Raw genomic sequence first — 22,182 nt, forward strand, 5'->3', positions numbered from 1 at the left:
AATCTAAAAAATAACCCCCAAGGAAATCCTCAGGGGTTGTTTATTATTTAAACTTTTTAAGTAAATCTTTTACTGCATCCTTGTGAATGGTATAACCCATCATTTTAAGCTTTACGTAATCTTCGTGGAAGAAATAGTAACCAAATTCAGGAGAATTTTCGTCGATATTTCTTGAACCTGAACTTGAATCTTTAATCAGGTACCAATCCTTACCATCTTTATCAACATAGTAGCCTACCATGTGCATTCCATGATCATCAGTGGTTGATCCATTTGAGAAACGGAACTGACGAGCTTCTTCGTTAATATATTCCGATGGGATATCGAAACTTGGAACCATTGCACAATTTGTTGTTCTCAAAAAGCCAGCTTCCGAAACATCACCACCAATACTCATGGTAAACCCATTACGAATTGCTTTTTTGATTGATTTCATGTACTCATCAAGCGGTACATTGTAATACTCTTCTGAGTGCCACCAGTTATCTGGCACTTTATATTCTACTTGCTGCCAGTATGGTTCTTGCATGTACGAAAGAATTTCCACGTAATCATCCGGATTTAATTTCAAATAATCCTTCAAATAGGTCTTAGGCGTATATTCTTTTCCATCTATGCTAAACTTTGTAGGAGGAGTTCCCATATAGTGGTTCATGATTGCTTTGATGGTAGCAATTGCTTCTTCTTCGTTCCAGGCATTGCTTTTCTTTAAACCATTCAGGTATGCCATCATCTCATTGTACATTTTCTCGTGAGTGTGGAATTTACGACCGTTTAACAATCCTGAATACTCGCTTTGAGGACATGCTCCATAAATCTTCCACATTCTTGCCACAGAGTTTCCTTCTGCTCCTTGTCCGAACATTGAATTTCCTCTCTCCTGAACAAAACGACGAGCCTTCTCGATGTACTCACAATAAACAGTGTACAACTCAGAAATATCCACCTTTTTATTATACATACGATATACTTCTGACTCATAAAATGAAGTGGTAGAAAAACACCAGCAAGTACCTGTATTTCCTTGCGAAATTGTTGGGTGTGCCCACTCTGTATTGTCCTTATACAATTCAACTTTGTTTGGAAGATCATAAGAAGCTTGATCCATAAAGAATCTTTTATCTACCGCTTTCTTTTCCAATTCCGCATCTACCATACGGATATCTTTCAGAATTGAATTCTGATAATATCCGGCTTCAAATTCTTTGAATTGTGATTTGTCTTGCTTTTGTTGAGCAATAAGGGATGAACTTATAGCAACCGCCATAAGAACGATTAAAATTTTTTTCATGTTTGTTGGTTTTAAGTATCAAATACAATCTTTCAATTTGATGATTTTCTGTTAGTGAAATCAATTCAATTAAGTTGCTAAATTATAAAAAAAGTCGAATGCTTATTTCTTTTAACGATCAAGTTCTATGGAGAATTTCTTACCATCTTCGGCCAATCTCGTATTTTCAAATACGGCCTGCGCTTCTTCCAAATGTGCATCCAAAGTTTTAAAGCGTGTCGAAAAGTGACCAATAATCAACTTCTTTGCCTTTGCTTCCTGTGCAATTTTAGCGGCTTGTTCAGCTGTGGAATGATTGGTTGCCTTTGCCAACTTGGCTTCTGTTTTTAAAAATGTGGCTTCGTGGTATAGTAAATCTACATTTTCGATAACAGGTATAATCTTCTTGTACGGAGCTGTATCGGTACAAAAAGCATATGAACGGGTTGGAGGTGGATCTTTGGTTAATTTTTTATTGGAAATGATTTCTCCTTCTTCGGTGATATAGTCCTCTCCCATTTTTAAGGAGTGACGACAGCGAATTGGAATGTTGTAGAACTCGAGTAGATCAGCATTTAATGTTCGCGGCCTCTCTTTTTCTTTGAATAAAAATCCTGCACAAGGCATTGCCCCGTGTTTCAATGGAAAGGACTGTACCATTACTTTATCGTCTTCGAAAAGAGTTTGCGTTTCCTTTCCAAAAATGGTATGGAAATAGATATTATACTCTTTTTTTGTCTCAAGCAGCTCTAACTGGAAAGTAATGAGTTTTTCGAGCTTGCTATGCCCATAAATATGCAAGTCGGATTTGCGCCCTTGTAGAGCGTAGGTAGAAAGAAGCCCGATCAGGCCAAAGATATGATCTCCATGTGTATGCGAGATAAAGATATGGTTGATGCGACTCATTGGAACTCTGAATCGTTTCATTTGTATCTGTGTACCTTCTCCACAGTCGATTAAAAAGAACCGCTCAAGCACATTGAGCACTTGAGCGGTTGGATATCTTTTGGTTGTTGGTAAAGCAGAGTTACTGCCTAGAATAGTTACTTCAAATTTCACCAATTACTTATTTAATTCAATTTGAGCTTTCATAGTAGAAACAGCTTCGTCCATATTGTAAGCAATATTTAGAACTGAATCCAACTGCGAAATGGAAACTAATCTTTCAACAGCAGGCTGCAAGCCATACAGAACAAATGTTCCGTTTGCATTTTTACACAACCTATTCGCTACAAGAATTGCACTAAGACCAGAGGAATCACAATATGTACAAGGAGTTAAGTCTAAAAGGATGTTTTTCTCACCGTTTCCAGAAATTAAAACCAATTCTGATTTTAAAGCAGGAGCAATGTGAGTATCCAGTTTGTCTTTCAATACCTGCACTAAAGTATATCCATCTTTCTTGTCAATCTTGAAGTCCATAGTTACCTTATTTTTTATTTTTCAGCATCTTTACCGCCTTCTAATTGCGATTTAAGAGCAGCTAATTCTGATATATCACCTAAGGTAGTCTTTTCTAGTGAATCTTTCACCTTTTTAACACCTTTTTTCGTTGATTTAGCAGCTTCTTTTTTCGCAGCAGTCTCTTCTGCCTTCTTCACATCTTCGAAAGTTCTTGAGTGTGAAAGGATAATTCTCTTAGCAGCTTTAGAGAACTCAATTACTTTGAATTGTAATTTCTCTTCAACTTTAGCCTGAGCACCATCTTCTTTCACAAGGTGACGTGGAGTAGCGAATCCTTCAACACCGTAAGGAAGAGCAATAACAGCTCCTTTTTCGAATACTTCTACGATAGTACCTTCGTGGATAGAATCAGTAGTGAAGATTGATTCGAACACATCCCATGGATTTTCTTCCAATTGTTTGTGACCTAAGCTTAATCTTCTATTGTCCTTGTCGATTTCAAGAACTACTACTTCAATTTCAGCACCAATTTGAGTGAATTCAGCTGGGTGCTTCACTTTCTTAGTCCAAGAAAGATCTGAGATGTGGATCAATCCGTCAACACCTTCTTCGATTTCTACGAATACACCGAAGTTAGTGAAGTTACGAACTTTAGCAGTGTGCTTAGAGTTAACAGCATATTTAGTGTCAATCTCAGCCCATGGATCAGCTTTCAATTGCTTGATACCAAGAGACATTTTTCTCTCTTCGCGATCCAAAGTTAAGATTTGAGCTTCTACTTCGTCTCCAACTTTCATGAAATCCTGAGCAGATCTTAGGTGCTGTGACCAAGACATTTCAGAAACGTGAATCAAACCTTCAACACCAGTAGCGATTTCAACGAATGCACCGTAATCAGCCATTACAACTACCTTACCTTTAACAGTATCACCTACTTTCAACTCTGCATCAAGAGCATCCCATGGGTGTGGAGTAAGTTGCTTAAGACCTAAAGCGATACGTTTCTTATCGTCATCGAAGTCAAGGATTACAACGTTCAATTTCTGATCAAGCTCAACAATTTCGCTTGGGTGAGTTACTCTACCCCAAGAAAGATCTGTAATGTGAATCAAACCGTCAACTCCACCCAAGTCGATGAATACACCGTACGAAGTGATGTTCTTAACAGTTCCTTCAAGTACCTGACCTTTTTCAAGCTTAGCAATAATTTCTTTCTTCTGTTGTTCAAGTTCAGCTTCGATAAGAGCTTTGTGAGAAACAACAACGTTTTTGAATTCGTGGTTGATTTTAACAACTTTGAATTCCATAGTTTTACCAACGTATACATCGTAATCACGGATTGGCTTAACGTCGATCTGTGAACCTGGCAAGAACGCCTCGATTCCGAATACGTCAACGATCATACCACCTTTTGTACGACATTTGATGTAACCTTTGATAATTTCATCATTTTCAAGAGCAGAATTTACTCTATCCCATGAACGTAATGCGCGAGCTTTTTTGTGAGAAAGAACTAACTGTCCTTTTTTGTCTTCTTGAGACTCAACGTAAACCTCTACAGTATCGCCAACCGTTAATTCTGGATTGTAACGGAATTCATTTAAACTTACGATACCATCTGATTTGTAACCAATATTGATTACAACTTCTCTTTTGTTTAAAGAAATAACTGTACCGTCAATTACTTCTTTTTCAGCAACTGTAGATAAAGTTTTATCATACATTGCTTCTAATTCGGTTCTCTTTTCACCACCAAAACCCTCTTCGTTAGTGAAAGCATCCCAATCAAATTCTGCATCTGGAGCAGAATTGTCAACTTTTTTGTTTTCTTCAACCATGTGTTAAACTACTGATTTACTAATAAATTAGACATTATATATAAAATTCCGTGCAAAAGTATAAATTATTCCGGAAGAACATACAAGTTACGACAATTTTTTCGCAAAATTATGCAATAAAACATACACTTAGAGGGAAATTGAGCTATTTAGAATCCTGTACTTAAATTAAAATTTACAAATGATGAATGATGATTTTTATCTCAATTTGTAATCATTTTACACCAATTCTTACAAAAACAATTTTAGAAATAAACTGGCATAATTTCATTTCTGGCTTACCTTTGCAGCAAATTTCGAAGAATAATCAAATTACAATGAGTTTAGATAGAGAACTACAAAAACGCTCTTCGGTTTGTGAATTGTGCGCTGCCAGCGAAGGCCTAAAACCATACGAAGTAGCACCATCAAATGGAACAGTAGACCAACACATTTTGGTTTGCAGCACATGCCAAGAGCAAATAGAGGATAAAGAAAAGATGGATGCCAACCACTGGCGCTGTTTAAACGATAGTATGTGGAGCACTGTCCCTGCAGTACAGGTAATGGCATGGAGAATGCTTAATCGCCTTAAAGCTGAAGGATGGCCGCAAGATTTACTAGACATGCTTTATCTGGACGAAGAAACCATGACATGGGCACAAGCCACAGGCGAAGGAGAAGATGACGAAGACAAAGTAAAACATGTAGACAGCAATGGTGTTGAGTTGCAGCCTGGCGACAGTGTAGTTTTGATCAAAGACCTTAAAGTTTCGGGTGCGGGTTTCACTGCCAAACGTGGTACTGCAGTTCGAAGAATCTCATTGGTTGCAGACGATCCTACCCACATCGAAGGACGCGTAGAAGGACAACAAATCTACATCCTAACAAAATGGATTAAAAAGATCTAATATCTAAGCCATAGGCCTAGAATAAAAACAGGAACACTTTTTTAGCGTTCCTGTTTTTTGTCCAATTTTATTTTTCAAGCTCTTCTATTTCAGCAAGAAACCTTCTCGTATTTTCCAATTTTTTATCGTAAAGATTTCTGTTGATATAAATCATTACAGGTATGGCCACCAACAAACCCACAACAAATGGTGCCACCAAAGAATTTATTTTTTGAAACACATCTACTCCAGTTAATAATTTTGAAAAAACCGGTAGAATGACAACGATAAACAACGGAGTCAAGATAAGCTCAACCTTCCTATATCTCAAAATCACACGTTTCAGTTTTTCCAATCGCATTTGCAATTGCACAACACTTAAATGATAACAGTCGACTTTCTGAAATGCAGCAATTTTCGACATCGAAAACACCAAATACATCACACTTAACAGAACACTGCACAAACCTGCGATCAATTGATAAGCATTATCTTTTTCCTTAAAAATAAAACTACCAAATACAATCAACAGTACGACTAGCATGGTAGAGTTAAAAATTTCATAAATCATAGGCTTCTGCAACTCTCCTTTCGATCGATCCAGATTCCTCTTTTTCAATAAATCTTCATTAAGTTTTAAGTTTGCTTCAAGTTTCTTATCCTGTTCTTCCCAAAGGCTCTTTAATTCATCTAATTCCATGACAATTCTTTTTGTTTACTTACTTTCTTCTTTAAGGATGTTTTAATCCTGTTGATTTTAGTAGCTACATTCGACTCACTAATCCCGAGTATTTCAGCAATATTTTTATATCGATTTCCATCTAGATACAATAAAATCAAGGCCTTGTCTATTTCATTTAATTCTCCTATAAACCGATATAACAATCGCATTTTCTCGTTATGCAACGAATCATCATCAAAATCGGGAAGCGAAATCACAGAAACATCCAAGTCCACTTTTCCTGTTTTCGATTTATTATCATTTCTATAGAATGCAATTGCGGTATTTAATACCACTTTATAAATCCAGGTCGATAATTTAACGCGTCCATCAAATTTCTTTAGCGATTGCCAAATCTGAATCAACACCTCTTGTTCCAGATCTTTTCTTAAAACCGGATCTTGACAATAGACATTACAGATTTTAAAAATCATTTTCTGATGGTTTCGAATGATTTCAACAAATTGTTTATTTCCCATTACGATTTTTTTGATTCACCTCATTATTATCAGAAGAATCATAATTATCACAGATAATTGAATTTATTTTTCACACAAGCGAGCAGTACAACTGTCTTTCAGAAGTTTTGCAAAACAAAAAAAAGCAAAAAATGACAAAAATGGCAGAACCCGAATGTAAATTAAAAATCAATTCTACATGGCGTTCTCGCTATTTTTAATCTCTACACTTTTCACTATTCACATTAATACGATAAGCTTCATTCTGACAACAGGCTTTATTTTTTTTGTTATTATTTATACAATTAGCATTGAAAATATAACAAAACAAGGAAAGTCCCGTATTAAATTAACATTAGCCGAAAGAGAGCTGAAAATGGTGCTTTCAAACGACGTTACTTAAATTTATTTTGTTTTATTTTACGGATAGAAAACTTAATCCGCAAACAATCACTTAAAAAGCTATCTATATGAACATTACTATTGTTGGTACAGGTTACGTAGGTCTTGTTTCAGGAACCTGTTTTGCAGAAACTGGTATTAACGTTACGTGCGTTGACGTTGATCAGAAGAAAATCGACAACCTAAACAAAGGTATTATTCCTATTTACGAACCAGGTTTAGAGCCAATGGTGAAGCGAAATATGGAAAAAGGCCGCTTATTCTTCTCAACAAGCCTTAAAGATTGTCTTGGCGAAGCTGATGCTGTATTTATTGCCGTAGGTACTCCTCCTGATGAAGATGGAAGTGCAGACCTGCAGTATGTAATTGGTGTGGCAAGAGAAATTGGTAAACACATGCAACACTATATGGTTGTTGTGACCAAAAGTACTGTACCAATTGGAACAGCTAAAAAGGTTAAAGCTGCAATTCAGGAGGAACTGGACAAGCGAAATTCAGATCTCACATTCGATGTGGCTTCAAACCCTGAATTCCTGAAAGAGGGGGCTGCAATTGACGATTTCCTAAAACCGGATCGAGTTGTGATTGGAACCGAGTCGGAAAAGGCTCAAAAAGTAATGAAAAGATTATACAAGCCATTCTTGCTGAATAACCACCCGGTTATTTTCATGGATATTCCATCAGCAGAAATGACTAAATATGCCGCCAACTCGATGCTGGCAACCAAAATATCTTTCATGAACGATATCGCCAACTTGTGTGAAATTGTTGGTGCCGATGTAAACAATGTAAGAAGAGGTATTGGTTCTGATTCCAGAATTGGAAATAAATTCATCTATCCTGGTACTGGTTATGGTGGATCTTGTTTCCCTAAAGATGTTCAGGCTTTGGTAAAAACTTCGGAGCAAGAAGGGCATCCACTTGAAATTTTGAAGTCGGTAGAGTTTGTAAACAACAGACAAAAGAGCATCTTATACCGAAAGGTTATGGCACATTTCGATGGTGATTTGAAAGGCAAAAAATTTGGTATTTGGGGACTTTCCTTTAAACCAAATACCGACGATATGCGCGAAGCTCCTGCTCTGGTTGTAATTGATAAATTGCTTAAAGAGGGCGCAGAAGTTGTAGCCTACGATCCAGTAGCAATGGAAGAATGTGAAAGAAGAATTGGAGATTCAATTCAATATGCAAAAGATCAGTACGAGGCATTGATTGATGCCGATGCATTGATTGTAATCACGGAATGGAACGAATTCAAAGTTCCTAACTTCCGCGTGATGGAAAAACTTCTGAAAAACAAGATTATCTTCGATGGTCGAAACATTTACGATATGGAAGATATGATAGATAACGAATACATCTATTACTCTATAGGTAGAGAAGTTGTTGGCATTGACCAAAAAGTTCTAGCAAAATAATTTTTGATTCAAACTTCAATTCCTCCTGATTTTTATTGGGAGGAATTTAACTATACACACATGAAAAGAGTACTAGTTACCGGAGGTGCAGGTTTTATTGGATCTCACCTTTGCGAGCGCCTTCTAAACGAAGGAAACGATGTTATATGTCTGGACAATTATTTTACTGGTGCTAAAACAAACATTGCTCACCTGCTTGACAATCCGTATTTCGAGTTGGTAAGACATGATGTTACCGCTCCATACTTTGCCGAAGTAGATGAAATTTACAATATGGCATGTCCGGCCTCACCTGTACATTATCAATACAACCCAATAAAAACCATTAAAACTTCGGTAATGGGTGCCATTAACATGCTTGGATTGGCCAAACGCGTGAAAGCCAGAATCCTGCAAGCTTCCACCAGTGAAGTATATGGCGATCCAGAAATTCACCCACAAACTGAAGATTATTGGGGGAATGTAAATCCTATTGGTATACGTTCTTGCTATGATGAAGGAAAACGCTGTGCCGAAACCTTGTTTATGGATTATCACAACCAAAATAATGTTGATATCAAGATCATTCGAATTTTCAATACTTATGGTCCAAACATGAATCCTGACGATGGTCGTGTCGTTTCCAATTTTATTGTACAAGCATTACAAAACGAAGACATTACCATTTTTGGAGATGGATCTCAAACCAGAAGTTTCCAGTATGTGGATGATTTGATAGAAGGAATATCAAGAATGATGAAAACCCAACATGGTTTTACAGGACCAGTAAACATTGGTAACCCTAATGAATTTACCATTCTTGAATTGGCTCAAAATGTGATCGAATTAACCAATTCAAAATCAAAAATTATTAATCTTCCACTTCCACAAGACGATCCAACCCAAAGGCAGCCAAATATTAGCCTGGCAAAAAAAGAACTTAACAACTGGGAACCAAAAGTTCAATTACAAGAAGGATTATTGAAGACAATTTCTTATTTTGATACATTATTGAAAAATCAAAAATAAAATAAGTTGTTCGTGAATTAAATCTATCATATTTTTGATATTTAGTTCACGAACTCTTCATAACTACTGGTAATTTAACGATAATGAAAGGAATCATATTAGCCGGAGGATCTGGCACACGTCTCTATCCCATCACAAAAAGCATTTCAAAACAAATCATCCCGATTTACGACAAACCGATGATCTACTATCCACTATCGGTTTTAATGCTTGCTGGCATCAAAGAAATCCTGATCATTTCAACCCCAAAGGATCTTCCGCTTTACAAAGACTTATTCGAAGACGGCAGTCAGTATGGTCTCGAAATTTCCTACGCAGAACAACCTTCTCCCGACGGATTAGCCCAAGCCTTTATCATTGGCGAAGAATTTATTGGCGATAGTCCGGTATGCATGATACTTGGAGATAACCTGTACTATGGTTATGAGTTTAGTAAACAATTGGAAGAATCGGCAAAACTGACCGATGGCGCACTAGTGTTTGGGTATCATGTTAACGATCCGGAACGATATGGCGTAGCAGAGTTCGACGAAAATGGCCTGGTACGAAGTATTGAAGAAAAGCCTGTCAATCCCAAGTCGAACTATGCCGTAACAGGTTTGTATTTCTACGATAACACGGTAGTTGAAAAAGCAAAATCCTTACAACCCTCGAAACGTGGAGAGCTGGAAATTACCGATTTGAATCAAATCTATTTGCAGGAAGACAAATTAAAGCTAAGGGTACTTGGGCGAGGAATGGCATGGCTCGATACAGGAACACATGAAAGCATGTTACAAGCCTCGAATTTTATTGCAACAATTGAGCAACGACAAGGCTTAAAAGTTGCCTGCATTGAAGAAATTGCTTTCAGAAATGGTTTTATTAATAAGGATCAGTTGTTGGAACTTGCCCAACCTCTATTGAAAAATACTTACGGAGAGTATTTGGTAAACATTGCAAACGAAACAATCACACGACGAGAGAATTAGAATGGAAATTATCAAAACTGAAATACCTGATTTACTCATCATACAACCCAAAGTTTTCGAAGACGAGCGGGGTTATTTTTTAGAGAGCTACAACCAACGAGAATTTCTAAAACATGGACTCGACTTGAATTTCGTACAGGATAATGAGTCAAAATCAGGTTATGGAGTCATAAGAGGATTGCATTACCAACTGGCCCCTTATTCACAAACAAAATTGGTTCGTGTAATTGAAGGAAAAGTATTTGATGTGGCGGTGGATCTGCGTGAAGGATCACCCACCTATGGAAAGTGGAGAGGAATTGAGCTTTCGGCTGAAAACAAAATTCAGTTTCTGATTCCAAGAGGTTTTGCTCATGGCTTTTCAGTTCTGAGCGAAACAGCAACTTTTGTATACAAATGCGACAATCTTTACCATCCCGAAGCAGAAAGAGGCTTGAACTTTAATGATCCGGAACTAAATATTGATTGGAGAATCGATCCGAAAAGTGCGATTATATCGCCAAAGGATAAAGTTCTCCCTAACTTTAAAGATGTAGAGAAAAATTTCAAATTTGGAAAATAATTCGTCCCACATGACAAGCATTTTAGTAACCGGAAGCAATGGACAATTGGGATCAGAAATTAGGGAACTTACCACCCTTTATCCTGAGTTCAAATTTATTTTTACAGATATTGAGGAATTGGACATTACCTCTTTGGACGAGATCATTCAATTCGTTGAAAAGCACAAGGTAAACTACCTGATCAATTGTGCAGCATACACCAATGTGGATGGAGCAGAAGAAAATGTTGATATAGCCGAACAACTAAATGCCAAAGCAGTTAAAAACATCGCTGAAATTTCGGCACATTATCAAATCATTCCAATACAAATTTCTACCGATTATGTGTTCTCTGGAAAAGGATTTAAACCCTACAACGAAGATGACGAAACTTCACCTGGAAGTGTATATGGAAAGACAAAATTAAAAGGAGAAAACTACCTGAGAGAAATCTGCCCAAAGCACATTACCATCAGAACATCGTGGTTGTACTCTCCATTTGGACAGAACTTTCTGAAAACCATGATTAAACTTGGCAAAGAAAGAGAAGAACTGCATGTAGTTAGCGACCAGGTTGGAACACCTACTTATGCTCACGATTTAGCCAAAAGCATCCTGAAAATCATTCGCAGATTGGAAAACGACAAAAATTTTAAAGAATTTGGAGTTTACCATTACTCAAACGATGGCGTATGTAGCTGGTTCGATTTCGCTACAGAAATCCAAATCATTTTTGGCAACAATTGCAAAACCAAAAGCACTGATAGCGAGAGCTTTAAAACTTTAGCCAAAAGACCTCACTATAGCGTCTTGAATAAATCAAAAATTAAACATATTTTTGGACTCGATATTCCACATTGGAGGGGGAGAATATCACATTGTATCAATCGAATAAAAAGTTAACCAAAGAAATTTTTTCGAAAATGGACAAAACGGAAATTTTAGACAATGTAATTGAAGTAGCCAACAAGTGGCTGGTAGGGAATTACGATCAGGCAACTAAAGATGCTGTGAAAGAATTACTTGAACAGGATGATAAAACTGCCCTAATCGATTCTTTTTACAAAGATTTGGAATTCGGCACAGGTGGATTAAGAGGAAAAATGGGTCCGGGAACCAACCGTATGAATATTTATACTGTTGGGGCTGCAACCCAGGGATTGGCGAACTACTTAAACAAATCCTTCCCAGAAAAAGAACAAATTTCTGTTTGTATAGGATATGATTGCCGTAACAACAGTAAATTATTTTCAGATACCGTAGCCAACATTTTCTCGGCCAACGGCATTAAGGCATATATTTTTGAAGATTTACGCCCAACACCGGAAATGTCATTTGCCATCCGTCATTTAGGTTGCCAGTCGGGTGTTATCATTACAGCATCACACAATCCAAAAGAATATAATGGATACAAGGCATATTGGGAAGATGGATCTCAATTGGTGCCTCCACACGATAAAAATGTAATTAACGAGGTTAAAGCAGTTAAAGTTGAAGACATTAAATTTGAAGGAAATCCAGATTTAATCGAAGTCTTGGGTGCTGATATGGATAAACTTTACCTGGATACAGTAAAAACCTTAAGTCTTTCTCCTGAAGCAATTCAGAACCAAAAAGATTTAAAAATTGTATTTACTCCTCTTCATGGTACGACTGTAAAATTGGTTCCAGATTCACTTGCTAATTTTGGATTCGAAAATGTAATTCACATTCCAGAACAAGATGTTGTTGATGGAAACTTCCCAACCGTTTGGTCGGCAAACCCAGAAGAACCAGAAGCATTAAAAATGGCAGTAGATAAAGCCGACGAAATTGATGCTGATTTGGTAATGGCTTGCGACCCTGATGGTGATAGATTGGGAATATCAGTGAAAAACGACAAAGGAGAATGGGAAATTATTAACGGAAACCAAACCGCTCTTATTTTCACCTATTACCTGATTAAAAGAAGAAGAGAGTTAGGCTTACTAACCGGAAATGATTACGTAGTTAAGACAATTGTAACTACCGAATTATTTAAGGATGTAGCAGAGAAAAACAATGTAGAATGTTTCGATGCATACACTGGTTTTAAATGGATTGCTGATGTGATGCGCAAAAATCCAGATAAAAACTACGTAGGCGGCGGCGAAGAGTCCTTTGGTTATATGCCAGGTGATTTTACCCGCGATAAAGATGCAGTTTCGGCATGTAGTGTAATGGCAGAGATTGCAGCATGGGCTAAAGACCAGGGCAAAAATCTTTTCGATATCCTAAAGGAAATCTATATTGAATATGGATTCTCTAAAGAGAAAATGATTTACATTGTACGTGAAGGCTTACAAGGATCTCAGGAAATTGCGCAAATGATGCACGATTACCGATACAATACGCCAAAAGAAATTAATGGATCGCCAGTAGTTTTGGTAAAAGATTACACCACAAGAAAAGCCACAAATCCGATTACGGGAGAAGCTACCGATCTTGATTTTGAAACCACTGCGGATGTTCTTCAGATTTACCTGGAGGATGGAACAAAAATATCAGTACGTCCATCGGGAACTGAACCGAAAATTAAATACTATTTCGAAGTACGCGAAGACTTGCCTTCTCTTGAAGAATTTTATGCTACTGAAGAAAAAGCAAATAAAAAAGTTGAAGGAATTATCGATTCTTTGAAATTAAACTAATATTTTTAGGGTAGCGTTACTGCTACCCTACACTTATTTTTATTTATGGACACCAAGAAAACTATTCTTTCTGTTGACGACTCTCCGATCAACAATAAGTTGATTGAGGCATATTTTAGACGTGATTATGAAGTAATATCAAAGGAAAGCGGACAGCAGGCTCTTGATTGGCTCGAAGGCAATATTCCTGATGTAATATTATTGGATATCATGATGCCTGTTATGGATGGAATAGAGGTTCTTGAACGCATTCAGGCAAGCGATAGGCTTAAGGAAATTCCCGTAATCATGGTTACGGCGAAAACAGAAATGGAGAGTATCAAGGCAACTTTAAGCCTTGGGGCTCAAGACTACGTTAAAAAGCCGATCGATTTTACCGAACTGCAAACCAAAGTACTGATTGCTTTTCAAATTAATGAGCAAAAGCAGGAAATTACCAAATACAAGTCTTATTACGACATTCACCAGGGCATGATTCATGCGCAACGTATACAGCGCTCTATCCTACCTGATGCCGAGCATTTCAGAAGACTATACCCAAAATCCTTTATCATTAACCTTCCCAAACATGTAATTGGAGGCGATTTTTATTGGATACAACAAAACTTCCACAAAAATAGCATTGGTGTTTTCGATTGTACGGGACATGGAGTTCCAGCTGCAATGCTAACCGTTATGGGGCAAATGGAATTGCATACGTTATCGCAGAATGGAAACGAAGTTCAAGCCGATCAAATTTTCCCTTTACTAAGCAGAAAATTTAGCCGCATCCTAAATACTTCGGGCGATACCTATACACAATACGATGGAATGGATGGCATTTTCTGTTCTATCTACCCGCAGGAAAATATACTGGAATATGTTGGTGCAAAAAGATCGCTTGTGCTGATCAGGGAAAATAACACTCAACTTATCGTCAATAATGAAGACACCGAAGCAAAAATGGGCAATGATAAATATTCATTATTTGAAATTGCAGGCGATAGAAATTCAATTGGAAAAGAATCGGAATTCGTAGAGTTTACCGTGAATAAAATTAAATTTCAAACTGGCGACCGAATCTTCCTTTACAGCGATGGCATCACCGATCAATTGGGAGGCGATCAGCAAAAAAGATTGAAAAGAAAACAATTCTTCGAAAAATTACTTGAAATCCAGAATAAATCTATAAACCTTCAGAAATCAGACATCTTCAGCTGGCTTGAGAAATGGAAAAACAGCAACGAGCAAACCGACGACATATTGGTGGTTGGTATTGAACTTTAAAACTCTGGTTCGTCTGGAAAAAACTCTTTCTTGAAATTAACAAGGTACAACTTTTCGGTAGCACGGGTTAAAGCTGTATACAACCATCGGTAGTATTCACGATTTAGCAATTCATCGGTTAAATATCCCTGGTCAACAAAAACAGCTTTCCATTGTCCACCCTGCGCTTTGTGACAGGTCACAGCATAGGCAAACTTAACTTGCAATGCATTAAAGAATTTATTGTCTCTAACCTTCTCATATCGTTTTTTCTTTGCCCTGATATCGGCATAATCTTCAGCAATGGTAAAAAATAGATTTTTGGTCTCTTCATATCCCAACGAGGCTGTTTCTATGTCCAAAGTGTCAAGCATGATCATGGTATCCAACTCCACATCATTGTAATCCGGAAAACGAACCGTAACCTCGGCATATCTGTAGCCATACAGATTAATATGCTTGCGAATTTTCACAATCTCAACAATATCACCATTGGCAATAAAATCCATATTTTCGATATCATGAGCCCAAAAGTAATTGTTCTTAACTACCATTAATAAATCGCCTGCAGAGATTTCCTCTTCACGATACATTACCGTGTTTCGAATTCCTTGGTTAAAACGATTTGCCCTTTTGTTCGATCTACTAATAACAATCGTATCTTCAACACCATATTTATAATGTGCCGATGATAGCTCCTCTATTAACTCTCCTCCACCAATTTTATAGATATCGGGATATTGTTGCGTACTTAAAATCGGGTAACCATCTTTATCCTTACTCAACATGTTTCGAAGTTCGGTGGCATTCATGAGAATTCCCGACTCCTCATTTTGCCTTACCACCTGTTTTAATATCATTTCTTCGATATCAAAATGATAACAAGCCCTAAGTTCCTCAGGATCGAGGGCCGGACTAATGTCCAAACCTACCGGCGGCAACTGTGCAGAATCACCAATCAGTATCAAGCGACAATTCTTTCCTGAATATACATACTCAATCAGGTCATCCAACAAACAACCAGAACCAAACACAGAGGCTTCTGGAGAATAATTTGAAATCATCGACGCCTCATCGACAATAAAAACCGTATTTGCATTTAAATTTTTGTCTTTTACAAAAACAGCATCAGCATCGGCAAGAGATTTTTGGCGATATATTTTTTTGTGAATTGTAAAAGCAGGCTTTTTTGCATACTGAGATAAGACTTTTGCAGCTCGTCCTGTTGGTGCCATTAACACCGATTTGATCTTAAAATCGCTCAAAGTTGAAGTAAGAGCACTCACCAAAGTTGTTTTTCCGGTTCCGGCATATCCTTTTAACAAAAATATACTTTGATTTTTTATTCGGGTGACAAAATCAGCTAAACCAACTATAGCCTTAGTTTGATCGCTTGTTGGAGCAAATTTAAGGTGTTCCTTGATCTTCTCAGCTACATGATTTTTTAGCATTTCCGTTAAATTTTATGGATATAAAAATAGCCAAATAGATTTTTTTTTTAAATTTGCAGACAAACTTACACAAACTAATAAGAATAAAAATGAAAAAAGTCTTTCAAATCTTACTTTTTATAGCAATCGTTGCACTAGCTTATTTAAGCTACCAAAGTATTAACAAGCCACTAGAGTTTGGTAAAATTCAGAAGCAGCGTCAAGATAGAATTATCAAACAATTAAAAGATATTCGTAAAGCGCAGGTTGCTTATAAAGATGTTCATGGTAAGTATACAGGAAGTTTCGATACTTTGATCAATTTTATCAAAACTGATTCAATGCCATTGGTAAAGTCGGAAGGTACATTAACTGATGAGCAGTACGAAGCAGGTATGACTGAAAAAGAAGCTGTAAAAAAAGGTTTCATCGTACGTGATACCATTATGATTGCTGCACTTGATACTATTTTCGGTAAAGAATATCCAATTGAAAACTTAAGATATGTTCCTTTCACAAACGGTAAACACCAATTCAAATTAGGAGCTGGTATTATCGTAACTGGATCTCAGGTAAAAGTACAAGTTTTTGAGGCTAGAGTATCAAATATGATTATCTTTGAAGATGTGTACGATGAGTACAGCGAAGAAATTAAAGAAGAAAACGGTAACCGTATTCGCTTGAACAAATATCCTGGTTTGATGGTTGGTTCACTTGAAGAAGCGAACAACAACGCAGGTAACTGGGAGTAAACAAACTGTTTATGAACGACCTTGTATTTGTTGATTCAACATTTGATAAAAACAAATCGAAAGAATATAAATTATCCATCCGAGTTAGCTCGGGTGGATTTTCTTTTTCTATACTCGATGAGAATAAGCAATGCCTGGCATTAGCGCGATTTAAAGCTTTTAATGAGAATTCGGTAGCGGAAAGTCTAAATTCATTCAAAGAGCTCATTCGAAATAACGAATTGCTGAACCTTACATATCATTCTGTATCCATTCTTTGGGTGTCTAATGAGTCAATTCTAATTCCTAATGAGTTTTTTACTGAAGAATTTGCCTTTGAAAGCTACCAATTGTGTCACTCGTTAAATAGCACGCAAGAGCTTCAATGGAATGAAATGAAACATTTTAATTCTAAAAATGTGTTTGCCATTCCACTTGATTTTAAAGATTTGCTCACTCAACATTTTTCCGAATTACAATTCTTCCATCACTCTACTCCTTTTTACAATTCAGCAGTTCAGGAAGAAATTTCAGATACGCACCCAAATGTTTTTGTAAATATTCAAAAAGAGTATTTCCATATGATCATTCCTGATCGAAACGGCAAACATTTCATAAATAGTTTCCATTATCAGGAAGATGCCGATTTGGTGTACTACATTTTAAATGTTTACAAACAACAAAAGTTAAACAACGAAAGAAGTAAGCTGATTGTGGATGGTTTGGTTCAGGATGAAAGCAAATCGATACAATTGCTAAAAAAGTATTTGGCTAAAGTAGATGTAAGACTGCTGCCTTCTAAACTTCGAATTAAAAACGAAATTCCTCACAAGGAATACAATCAATTCATTAATCTTTTAAACTTAAGCGAGTGCGAATAGTAAGTGGAACTCATAAAGGAAGAAGAATAAGTCCAGATAAGAGCTTTAAAGCTCGACCAACAACCGATTTTGCAAAGGAGAACCTTTTCAATGTTCTAAATAACATTGTAGACATTGAAGATCTTAGCGTACTTGATCTTTTTGGAGGAACAGGTGGTATTAGCTATGAATTTGCCTCCAGAGGAGCCGAAAAGGTGATTTGTGTGGAATTGAACCATCGCCATTTTGCCTTTATCCAAAAAACAGTTCAAGACCTGGGTTTCGATCAAATCCTGCCAATAAAATCCGATGTATTTCGATTTGTAAAGTCGTGCCGACAAAAATTTGACATGATATTTGCCGATCCACCATTCGATTTAAAAACATTGAATACAATTCCCGATTTAATATTCGAGAAAGAATTGCTGAATGAAAATGGAATCTTGATACTCGAACATGGATCTAAAAATGATTTTTCATCTCATCCTAATTTCACAGAAAAAAGAAGCTATGGTAGTGTAAACTTTAGTTTTTTTGAATACAAATAACAACACATTGGTAGCAGGCAAAAAAAAATGCACATTTTTATTAAAATGTAACATGCTCAAAACCGCTATATTACTGAGATAACTCAGATTTTATCGCAAAAAAAATGGAACTAAATATTGCAAGTAAAAAAACTTGCATTATCTTTGCATCGCTATCAAAAAAAACGGTCTGGTAGTTCAGTTGGTTAGAATACATGCCTGTCACGCATGGGGTCGCGAGTTCGAGTCTCGTCCAGACCGCTAAAAAGAAAAACGTTCTTTAAAAATATTTTGGTCCGGTAGTTCAGTTGGTTAGAATACATGCCTGTCACGCATGGGGTCGCGAGTTCGAGTCTCGTCCGGACCGCCAAAATATAAATTGTTACAAAATTGGTCTGGTAGTTCAGTTGGTTAGAATACATGCCTGTCACGCATGGGGTCGCGAGTTCGAGTCTCGTCCAGACCGCCAAAAAGATAACGTTCTTTAAAATAGTTTTGGTCCGGTAGTTCAGTTGGTTAGAATACATGCCTGTCACGCATGGGGTCGCGAGTTCGAGTCTCGTCCGGACCGCCAAAACATTAGTTCTTAAAAATATTTTGGTCTGGTAGTTCAGTTGGTTAGAATACATGCCTGTCACGCATGGGGTCGCGAGTTCGAGTCTCGTCCRGACCGCCAAAACATTAGTTCTTTAAAATATTTTTGGTCCGGTAGTTCAGTTGGTTAGAATACATGCCTGTCACGCATGGGGTCGCGAGTTCGAGTCTCGTCCGGACCGCTGAAAATATGAAGCCTTCGATTCTTATGAGTCGGAGGCTTTTTTGTACCTTCAATTTTCTTATAAGCAATGTTTCATTCTACGAACATAGCGTACTGAAAAAAGATGAATCCATAGAAAAAGGTCATAAAACAAAAGAGCAGAACATTTATTGAAGAACTAATCTGCTCTTCCAAATGAATACATGACTGTCATCCCGAGAATCGGGACGAGTTCGAGTCTCGTCCGGACCGCTGAAAATATGAAGCCTTCGATTCTTTTGAGTCGGAGGCTTTTTTGTACCTTCAATGTTCAAGTAAACAATATTTCATTCTATGCACTATGTATATATTTTGCAAAGTCAACTGGATCAATCATACTATATTGGCTATACCTCGAATCTTGAAAACAGGATAAATTATCACAATAATGGCAGGTCTCGATATACTAGAAAAAAAATGCCTTGGAAAATCGTGTATACTGAAAAGTTTGACTCAAAAACAGAAGCTTTACGTAAAGAAAAGTTCATAAAGAAACAAAAGAGCAGAACATTTATTGAAGAACTAATCAACCCTTCCAAATGAATACATGACTGTCATCCCGAGAATCGGGACGAGTTCGAGTCTCGTCCGGACCGCTGAAAATATGAAGCCTTCGATTCTTTTGAGTCGGAGGCTTTTTTGTACCTTCAATTTTAATTACCTCCTCGCCTCATTACTCATTACTCATTACTCATTGTTCATTGTTCATTGTTCATTGTTCATTGTTCATTGTTCATTACTAATTATTTAAGCTTTAATTCTTCAATTAATATTATTTCAGACCAAAAAGTCTTTTATTCCTGTTTTTTTTGCCATCTTTAATAGAATACAATTAAATAGTAAGACTTTACAAAAATGGAAGAATTTAAATCAGCAGATAAAATACAGGATTTGCAGAATTTTGGCGAGTTTGGTGGAGTTAATCCATCCATAACAGATTCTTCGACCTACACATTTCTAAAAGCAAACACAATGCAAGCTGTGTTCGAAGGAAATATTGAAGGCTGTTATTTGTATTCACGACACTGGAATCCTAGCAATTTATATCTATCCAAAGCAATGTCCGAATTAGAAGATACTGAAAGTGCTTTGGTAAGCTCTTCGGGAATGGCTGCCATTAGCTCTACCCTATTGCAAATTTGTAGCACTGGAGACGAAATTGTTGCCAGTAGAACAATTTATGGGGGCACCTATGCCCTACTAAAAAACTACTTGCCCAAATTTGGGATTACAACACGCTTTGTGAACACAACAAGTAGTGAACAGGTAAAACAAGCCGTAAGCTCAAAAACCAAGCTTATTTATTGCGAAACCATGAGTAACCCGATGTTGGAAATCACAGATATTCGTGAACTTTCCAAAATTGCGAAAGACAATCAATGTTTATTGGTGGTTGACAATACATTCTCGCCAATGATATTTGCACCAGCAAGACTTGGTGCAGATATTGTAATTCACAGTCTCACAAAGTTTATTAATGGAATGAGCGATTGTGTTGCTGGTGCTATCTGCGCAAGCAAAGAATTTATTGATTCCTTATACGATGTAAATAATGGATCGGCCATGCTCCTGGGGCCTGTTTTAGACAGTATTAGATCGGCTAGCATACTGAAAAACCTCAAAACACTTCACATTAGAATGCGCCAACATAGCTCAAATGCCCTCTACTTATCTGAAAAATTAGAGGCGGATGGATTTCGGGTAATTTATCCTGGTTTAGCATCGCATCCGCAACACGAATTAATAAAAAATATAGGCAATAGAAGCTTTGGCCATGGAGGTTTATTTGTGATAGATTTAAAAGAAAAAGAGCTTGCCAACCAGTTTATGGAGGCCATGCAGGATGCCAACATTGGTTATTTAGCAGTTAGTTTAGGTTCCTACAAAACTTTATTTAGTGCGCCTGGCGGAAGCACTTCGTCGGAAATTCCAGAAGAAGAAAGAATGCAAATGGGATTAACCGATGGCCTGGTGCGCATCTCTATTGGCCTGGATGACAACATCGAGCGAACTTATCTAAAAATGAAGGAATGTCTTGAAGTGGTTCTTGACAAAGTTTAATGTCATTCCTGCCACACTGATTTTAATAGCCTCAATATTATTTCGTAACTTATATCATGTAAATAAAAATCACACTTATGCAACAACAACTTTTTAACGAACTTTGGAAAGGATATACAGATCAAAATCCTTCTGCCCAGGCAATTCACGACCTTTTTTCGAACGAAGGAGAATTGGTGATCAACGATCATGTGGCATTTAGAACTTTTGATGATCCAAGGATGAATATCCAGGTATTGGCCAAAAAGTTTCTAAAGGCAGGATACGAATATGTGGGTGAATACAAATTTGAAGACAAGCATTTAAATGCTGTCCATCTTGAACATCCGGGAGAAGATGCTCCAAGGGTATTCATCTCCGAATTAATTCTCTCAGAATTTTCTGATGAGTTTCAGAAGATTATTAAAAACCGTTTGAATTCAATTGGAAATGCCTATTATTCAGATCCTGATTTGATTCACAAAGGAAGCGTTTGGGGAAAACCTTCATACGAAATTTACCAAAAACTTCGAGAAGAGTCGGAATATGGAGCATGGTTATATGTTCACGGTTTTAGGGTTAACCATTTCACGGTTAGCATTAATGCTTTAAAGAAATATGACAGCATCGAAAAGGTAAATCAGTTTTTAAAAGACAATGGTTACCCTATGAATACTTCAGGAGGTGAAATTAAAGGTTCGCCGGAGGTTTACCTACAACAGTCATCTACCTTATCGGATATTATTAAAGTAGAATTTGAAGAAGGAGTTTATGATATTCCTGCTTGTTTCTACGAATTTGCCATTCGTTACCCCGATGAGTCTGGTAATCTTTTCTCAGGATTTATCGCTGCCAATGCCAACAAAATATTCGATAGTACAAACTACAGAGAAGCATAATTCAGATCATCTGTGATGATAGAAAGCAAAATTCATTCATTGGATTTTGCTTTTTTTTATTTAATCAGATAAAGATTACCTGCC

21 protein-coding genes and 6 tRNA genes are annotated in these 22,182 nt (G+C 37.0%); 20 read left to right on the top strand and 7 right to left on the bottom strand.

Annotation, left to right across the window (positions count from 1 at the left end):
• Positions 1-43: 43 nt before the first annotated feature.
• The 4 genes from ELS83_RS10835 to rpsA form a co-directional block, all read right to left on the bottom strand.
• The gene (locus ELS83_RS10835) at positions 44-1,291 is read right to left on the bottom strand and encodes a C1 family peptidase (protein ID WP_216616506.1); all 1,248 of its coding nucleotides are present in this window, start codon (positions 1,289-1,291) and stop codon (positions 44-46) included.
• Positions 1,292-1,402: 111 nt separating this feature from the next.
• A complete protein-coding gene (locus tag ELS83_RS10840) occupies positions 1,403-2,329 on the bottom strand; it encodes a ribonuclease Z (RefSeq protein WP_171595595.1) in 927 nt (308 codons plus the stop codon).
• Positions 2,330-2,332: 3 nt separating this feature from the next.
• Positions 2,333-2,692, bottom strand: a complete 360-nt coding sequence (locus tag ELS83_RS10845; protein ID WP_120240377.1) for an STAS domain-containing protein — start codon at positions 2,690-2,692, stop codon at positions 2,333-2,335.
• Positions 2,693-2,706: 14 nt separating this feature from the next.
• The gene (rpsA, locus tag ELS83_RS10850) at positions 2,707-4,512 is read right to left on the bottom strand and encodes a 30S ribosomal protein S1 (RefSeq protein WP_171595596.1); all 1,806 of its coding nucleotides are present in this window, start codon (positions 4,510-4,512) and stop codon (positions 2,707-2,709) included.
• Between the two features lie 317 nt (positions 4,513-4,829).
• Between rpsA and ELS83_RS10855 the strand changes: the two genes are divergently transcribed.
• Positions 4,830-5,402: a PhnA domain-containing protein gene (locus tag ELS83_RS10855; protein ID WP_171595597.1), complete on the top strand. Its 573-nt coding sequence runs from the start codon at positions 4,830-4,832 to the stop codon at positions 5,400-5,402.
• A 67-nt stretch (positions 5,403-5,469) separates the two neighbouring features.
• Here ELS83_RS10855 and ELS83_RS10860 read toward each other — a convergent pair whose 3' ends face one another.
• Entirely contained in the window at positions 5,470-6,081 is a 612-nt protein-coding gene (locus ELS83_RS10860; protein ID WP_171595598.1) for a hypothetical protein, read from the bottom strand.
• On the bottom strand, positions 6,072-6,581 hold the full coding sequence (locus ELS83_RS10865; RefSeq protein WP_171595599.1) for an RNA polymerase sigma factor: 510 nt from the start codon (positions 6,579-6,581) through the stop codon (positions 6,072-6,074). The genes ELS83_RS10860 and ELS83_RS10865 overlap by 10 nt, the downstream gene beginning before the upstream one ends.
• A 449-nt stretch (positions 6,582-7,030) precedes the next feature.
• Between ELS83_RS10865 and ELS83_RS10870 the strand changes: the two genes are divergently transcribed.
• The 7 genes from ELS83_RS10870 (at position 7,031) to ELS83_RS10900 (ending at position 14,836) form a co-directional block, all read left to right on the top strand.
• Complete coding sequence (locus ELS83_RS10870; protein ID WP_171595600.1) at positions 7,031-8,380, top strand: UDP-glucose dehydrogenase family protein; 1,350 nt, start codon at positions 7,031-7,033, stop codon at positions 8,378-8,380.
• Between the two features lie 60 nt (positions 8,381-8,440).
• A complete protein-coding gene (locus tag ELS83_RS10875) occupies positions 8,441-9,388 on the top strand; it encodes a UDP-glucuronic acid decarboxylase family protein (protein ID WP_171595601.1) in 948 nt (315 codons plus the stop codon).
• An 83-nt stretch (positions 9,389-9,471) separates the two neighbouring features.
• Positions 9,472-10,359, top strand: a complete 888-nt coding sequence (gene rfbA, locus ELS83_RS10880; RefSeq protein WP_171595602.1) for a glucose-1-phosphate thymidylyltransferase RfbA — start codon at positions 9,472-9,474, stop codon at positions 10,357-10,359.
• A 1-nt stretch (position 10,360) separates the two neighbouring features.
• Entirely contained in the window at positions 10,361-10,921 is a 561-nt protein-coding gene (gene rfbC, locus ELS83_RS10885) for a dTDP-4-dehydrorhamnose 3,5-epimerase (protein WP_171595603.1), read from the top strand.
• Positions 10,922-10,931: 10 nt separating this feature from the next.
• The gene (gene rfbD / locus ELS83_RS10890) at positions 10,932-11,804 is read left to right on the top strand and encodes a dTDP-4-dehydrorhamnose reductase (protein ID WP_171595604.1); all 873 of its coding nucleotides are present in this window, start codon (positions 10,932-10,934) and stop codon (positions 11,802-11,804) included.
• 20 nt (positions 11,805-11,824) lie between these two features.
• Entirely contained in the window at positions 11,825-13,570 is a 1,746-nt protein-coding gene (locus tag ELS83_RS10895) for a phospho-sugar mutase (RefSeq protein ID WP_171595605.1), read from the top strand.
• 45 nt (positions 13,571-13,615) lie between these two features.
• Positions 13,616-14,836: a PP2C family protein-serine/threonine phosphatase gene (locus tag ELS83_RS10900; protein ID WP_171595606.1), complete on the top strand. Its 1,221-nt coding sequence runs from the start codon at positions 13,616-13,618 to the stop codon at positions 14,834-14,836.
• On the opposite strand, the gene ELS83_RS10905 is transcribed toward ELS83_RS10900, so the two are convergent.
• Positions 14,833-16,266 (bottom strand): ATP-dependent DNA helicase, encoded by a 1,434-nt coding sequence (locus tag ELS83_RS10905; protein ID WP_171595607.1) that lies wholly within the window; start codon positions 16,264-16,266, stop codon positions 14,833-14,835. The genes ELS83_RS10900 and ELS83_RS10905 overlap by 4 nt on opposite strands.
• 89 nt (positions 16,267-16,355) lie before the next feature.
• Here ELS83_RS10905 and ELS83_RS10910 point away from each other — a divergent pair, with 89 nt between their 5' ends.
• The 12 genes from ELS83_RS10910 (at position 16,356) to ELS83_RS10965 (ending at position 22,098) form a co-directional block, all read left to right on the top strand.
• The gene (locus ELS83_RS10910; RefSeq protein ID WP_171595608.1) at positions 16,356-16,997 is read left to right on the top strand and encodes a hypothetical protein; all 642 of its coding nucleotides are present in this window, start codon (positions 16,356-16,358) and stop codon (positions 16,995-16,997) included.
• An 11-nt stretch (positions 16,998-17,008) separates the two neighbouring features.
• Entirely contained in the window at positions 17,009-17,857 is an 849-nt protein-coding gene (locus tag ELS83_RS10915; RefSeq protein ID WP_171595609.1) for a DUF3822 family protein, read from the top strand.
• On the top strand, positions 17,848-18,384 hold the full coding sequence (locus ELS83_RS10920; protein WP_171595610.1) for an RsmD family RNA methyltransferase: 537 nt from the start codon (positions 17,848-17,850) through the stop codon (positions 18,382-18,384). The genes ELS83_RS10915 and ELS83_RS10920 overlap by 10 nt, the downstream gene beginning before the upstream one ends.
• Positions 18,385-18,550: 166 nt before the next feature.
• Positions 18,551-18,624: transfer RNA gene (locus tag ELS83_RS10925), tRNA-Asp, on the top strand.
• 32 nt (positions 18,625-18,656) lie between these two features.
• Positions 18,657-18,733, top strand: a tRNA-Asp gene (locus ELS83_RS10930).
• A 22-nt stretch (positions 18,734-18,755) separates the two neighbouring features.
• Positions 18,756-18,832 (top strand) — tRNA-Asp (locus tag ELS83_RS10935).
• 28 nt (positions 18,833-18,860) lie between these two features.
• Positions 18,861-18,937 (top strand) — tRNA-Asp (locus tag ELS83_RS10940).
• A gap of 25 nt (positions 18,938-18,962) precedes the next feature.
• A tRNA-Asp gene (locus tag ELS83_RS10945) sits at positions 18,963-19,039 on the top strand.
• A gap of 26 nt (positions 19,040-19,065) precedes the next feature.
• Positions 19,066-19,139 (top strand) — tRNA-Asp (locus ELS83_RS10950).
• Between the two features lie 314 nt (positions 19,140-19,453).
• On the top strand, positions 19,454-19,702 hold the full coding sequence (locus ELS83_RS22680; RefSeq protein ID WP_171595611.1) for a GIY-YIG nuclease family protein: 249 nt from the start codon (positions 19,454-19,456) through the stop codon (positions 19,700-19,702).
• 312 nt (positions 19,703-20,014) lie between these two features.
• Positions 20,015-21,220: an aminotransferase class I/II-fold pyridoxal phosphate-dependent enzyme gene (locus ELS83_RS10960; RefSeq protein ID WP_171595612.1), complete on the top strand. Its 1,206-nt coding sequence runs from the start codon at positions 20,015-20,017 to the stop codon at positions 21,218-21,220.
• A gap of 77 nt (positions 21,221-21,297) precedes the next feature.
• Positions 21,298-22,098 carry a DUF1338 domain-containing protein gene (locus ELS83_RS10965; RefSeq protein WP_171595613.1) on the top strand — a complete coding sequence of 267 codons (801 nt, stop codon included), beginning with the start codon at positions 21,298-21,300 and terminating at the stop codon, positions 22,096-22,098.
• Positions 22,099-22,182: the final 84 nt, after the last annotated feature.

The organism is Marinifilum caeruleilacunae (assembly GCF_013141825.1).
GTDB lineage: Bacteria > Bacteroidota > Bacteroidia > Bacteroidales > Marinifilaceae > Marinifilum > Marinifilum caeruleilacunae.

Bases quoted from the DNA above. Each gene is read 5' to 3' on its own strand.
- ELS83_RS10835 (WP_216616506.1), bottom strand. From the start codon at position 1,291: ATGAAAAAAATTTTAATCGTTCTTATGGCGGTTGCTATAAGTTCATCC.
- ELS83_RS10845 (WP_120240377.1), bottom strand. From the start codon at position 2,692: ATGGACTTCAAGATTGACAAGAAAGATGGATATACTTTAGTGCAGGTA.
- rpsA (WP_171595596.1), bottom strand. From the start codon at position 4,512: ATGGTTGAAGAAAACAAAAAAGTTGACAATTCTGCTCCAGATGCAGAA.
- ELS83_RS10855 (WP_171595597.1), top strand. From the start codon at position 4,830: ATGAGTTTAGATAGAGAACTACAAAAACGCTCTTCGGTTTGTGAATTG.
- ELS83_RS10860 (WP_171595598.1), bottom strand. From the start codon at position 6,081: ATGGAATTAGATGAATTAAAGAGCCTTTGGGAAGAACAGGATAAGAAA.
- ELS83_RS10865 (WP_171595599.1), bottom strand. From the start codon at position 6,581: ATGGGAAATAAACAATTTGTTGAAATCATTCGAAACCATCAGAAAATG.
- ELS83_RS10870 (WP_171595600.1), top strand. From the start codon at position 7,031: ATGAACATTACTATTGTTGGTACAGGTTACGTAGGTCTTGTTTCAGGA.
- ELS83_RS10875 (WP_171595601.1), top strand. From the start codon at position 8,441: ATGAAAAGAGTACTAGTTACCGGAGGTGCAGGTTTTATTGGATCTCAC.
- rfbA (WP_171595602.1), top strand. From the start codon at position 9,472: ATGAAAGGAATCATATTAGCCGGAGGATCTGGCACACGTCTCTATCCC.
- rfbC (WP_171595603.1), top strand. From the start codon at position 10,361: ATGGAAATTATCAAAACTGAAATACCTGATTTACTCATCATACAACCC.
- rfbD (WP_171595604.1), top strand. From the start codon at position 10,932: ATGACAAGCATTTTAGTAACCGGAAGCAATGGACAATTGGGATCAGAA.
- ELS83_RS10895 (WP_171595605.1), top strand. From the start codon at position 11,825: ATGGACAAAACGGAAATTTTAGACAATGTAATTGAAGTAGCCAACAAG.
- ELS83_RS10900 (WP_171595606.1), top strand. From the start codon at position 13,616: ATGGACACCAAGAAAACTATTCTTTCTGTTGACGACTCTCCGATCAAC.
- ELS83_RS10905 (WP_171595607.1), bottom strand. From the start codon at position 16,266: ATGCTAAAAAATCATGTAGCTGAGAAGATCAAGGAACACCTTAAATTT.
- ELS83_RS10910 (WP_171595608.1), top strand. From the start codon at position 16,356: ATGAAAAAAGTCTTTCAAATCTTACTTTTTATAGCAATCGTTGCACTA.
- ELS83_RS10915 (WP_171595609.1), top strand. From the start codon at position 17,009: ATGAACGACCTTGTATTTGTTGATTCAACATTTGATAAAAACAAATCG.
- ELS83_RS22680 (WP_171595611.1), top strand. From the start codon at position 19,454: ATGCACTATGTATATATTTTGCAAAGTCAACTGGATCAATCATACTAT.
- ELS83_RS10960 (WP_171595612.1), top strand. From the start codon at position 20,015: ATGGAAGAATTTAAATCAGCAGATAAAATACAGGATTTGCAGAATTTT.
- ELS83_RS10965 (WP_171595613.1), top strand. From the start codon at position 21,298: ATGCAACAACAACTTTTTAACGAACTTTGGAAAGGATATACAGATCAA.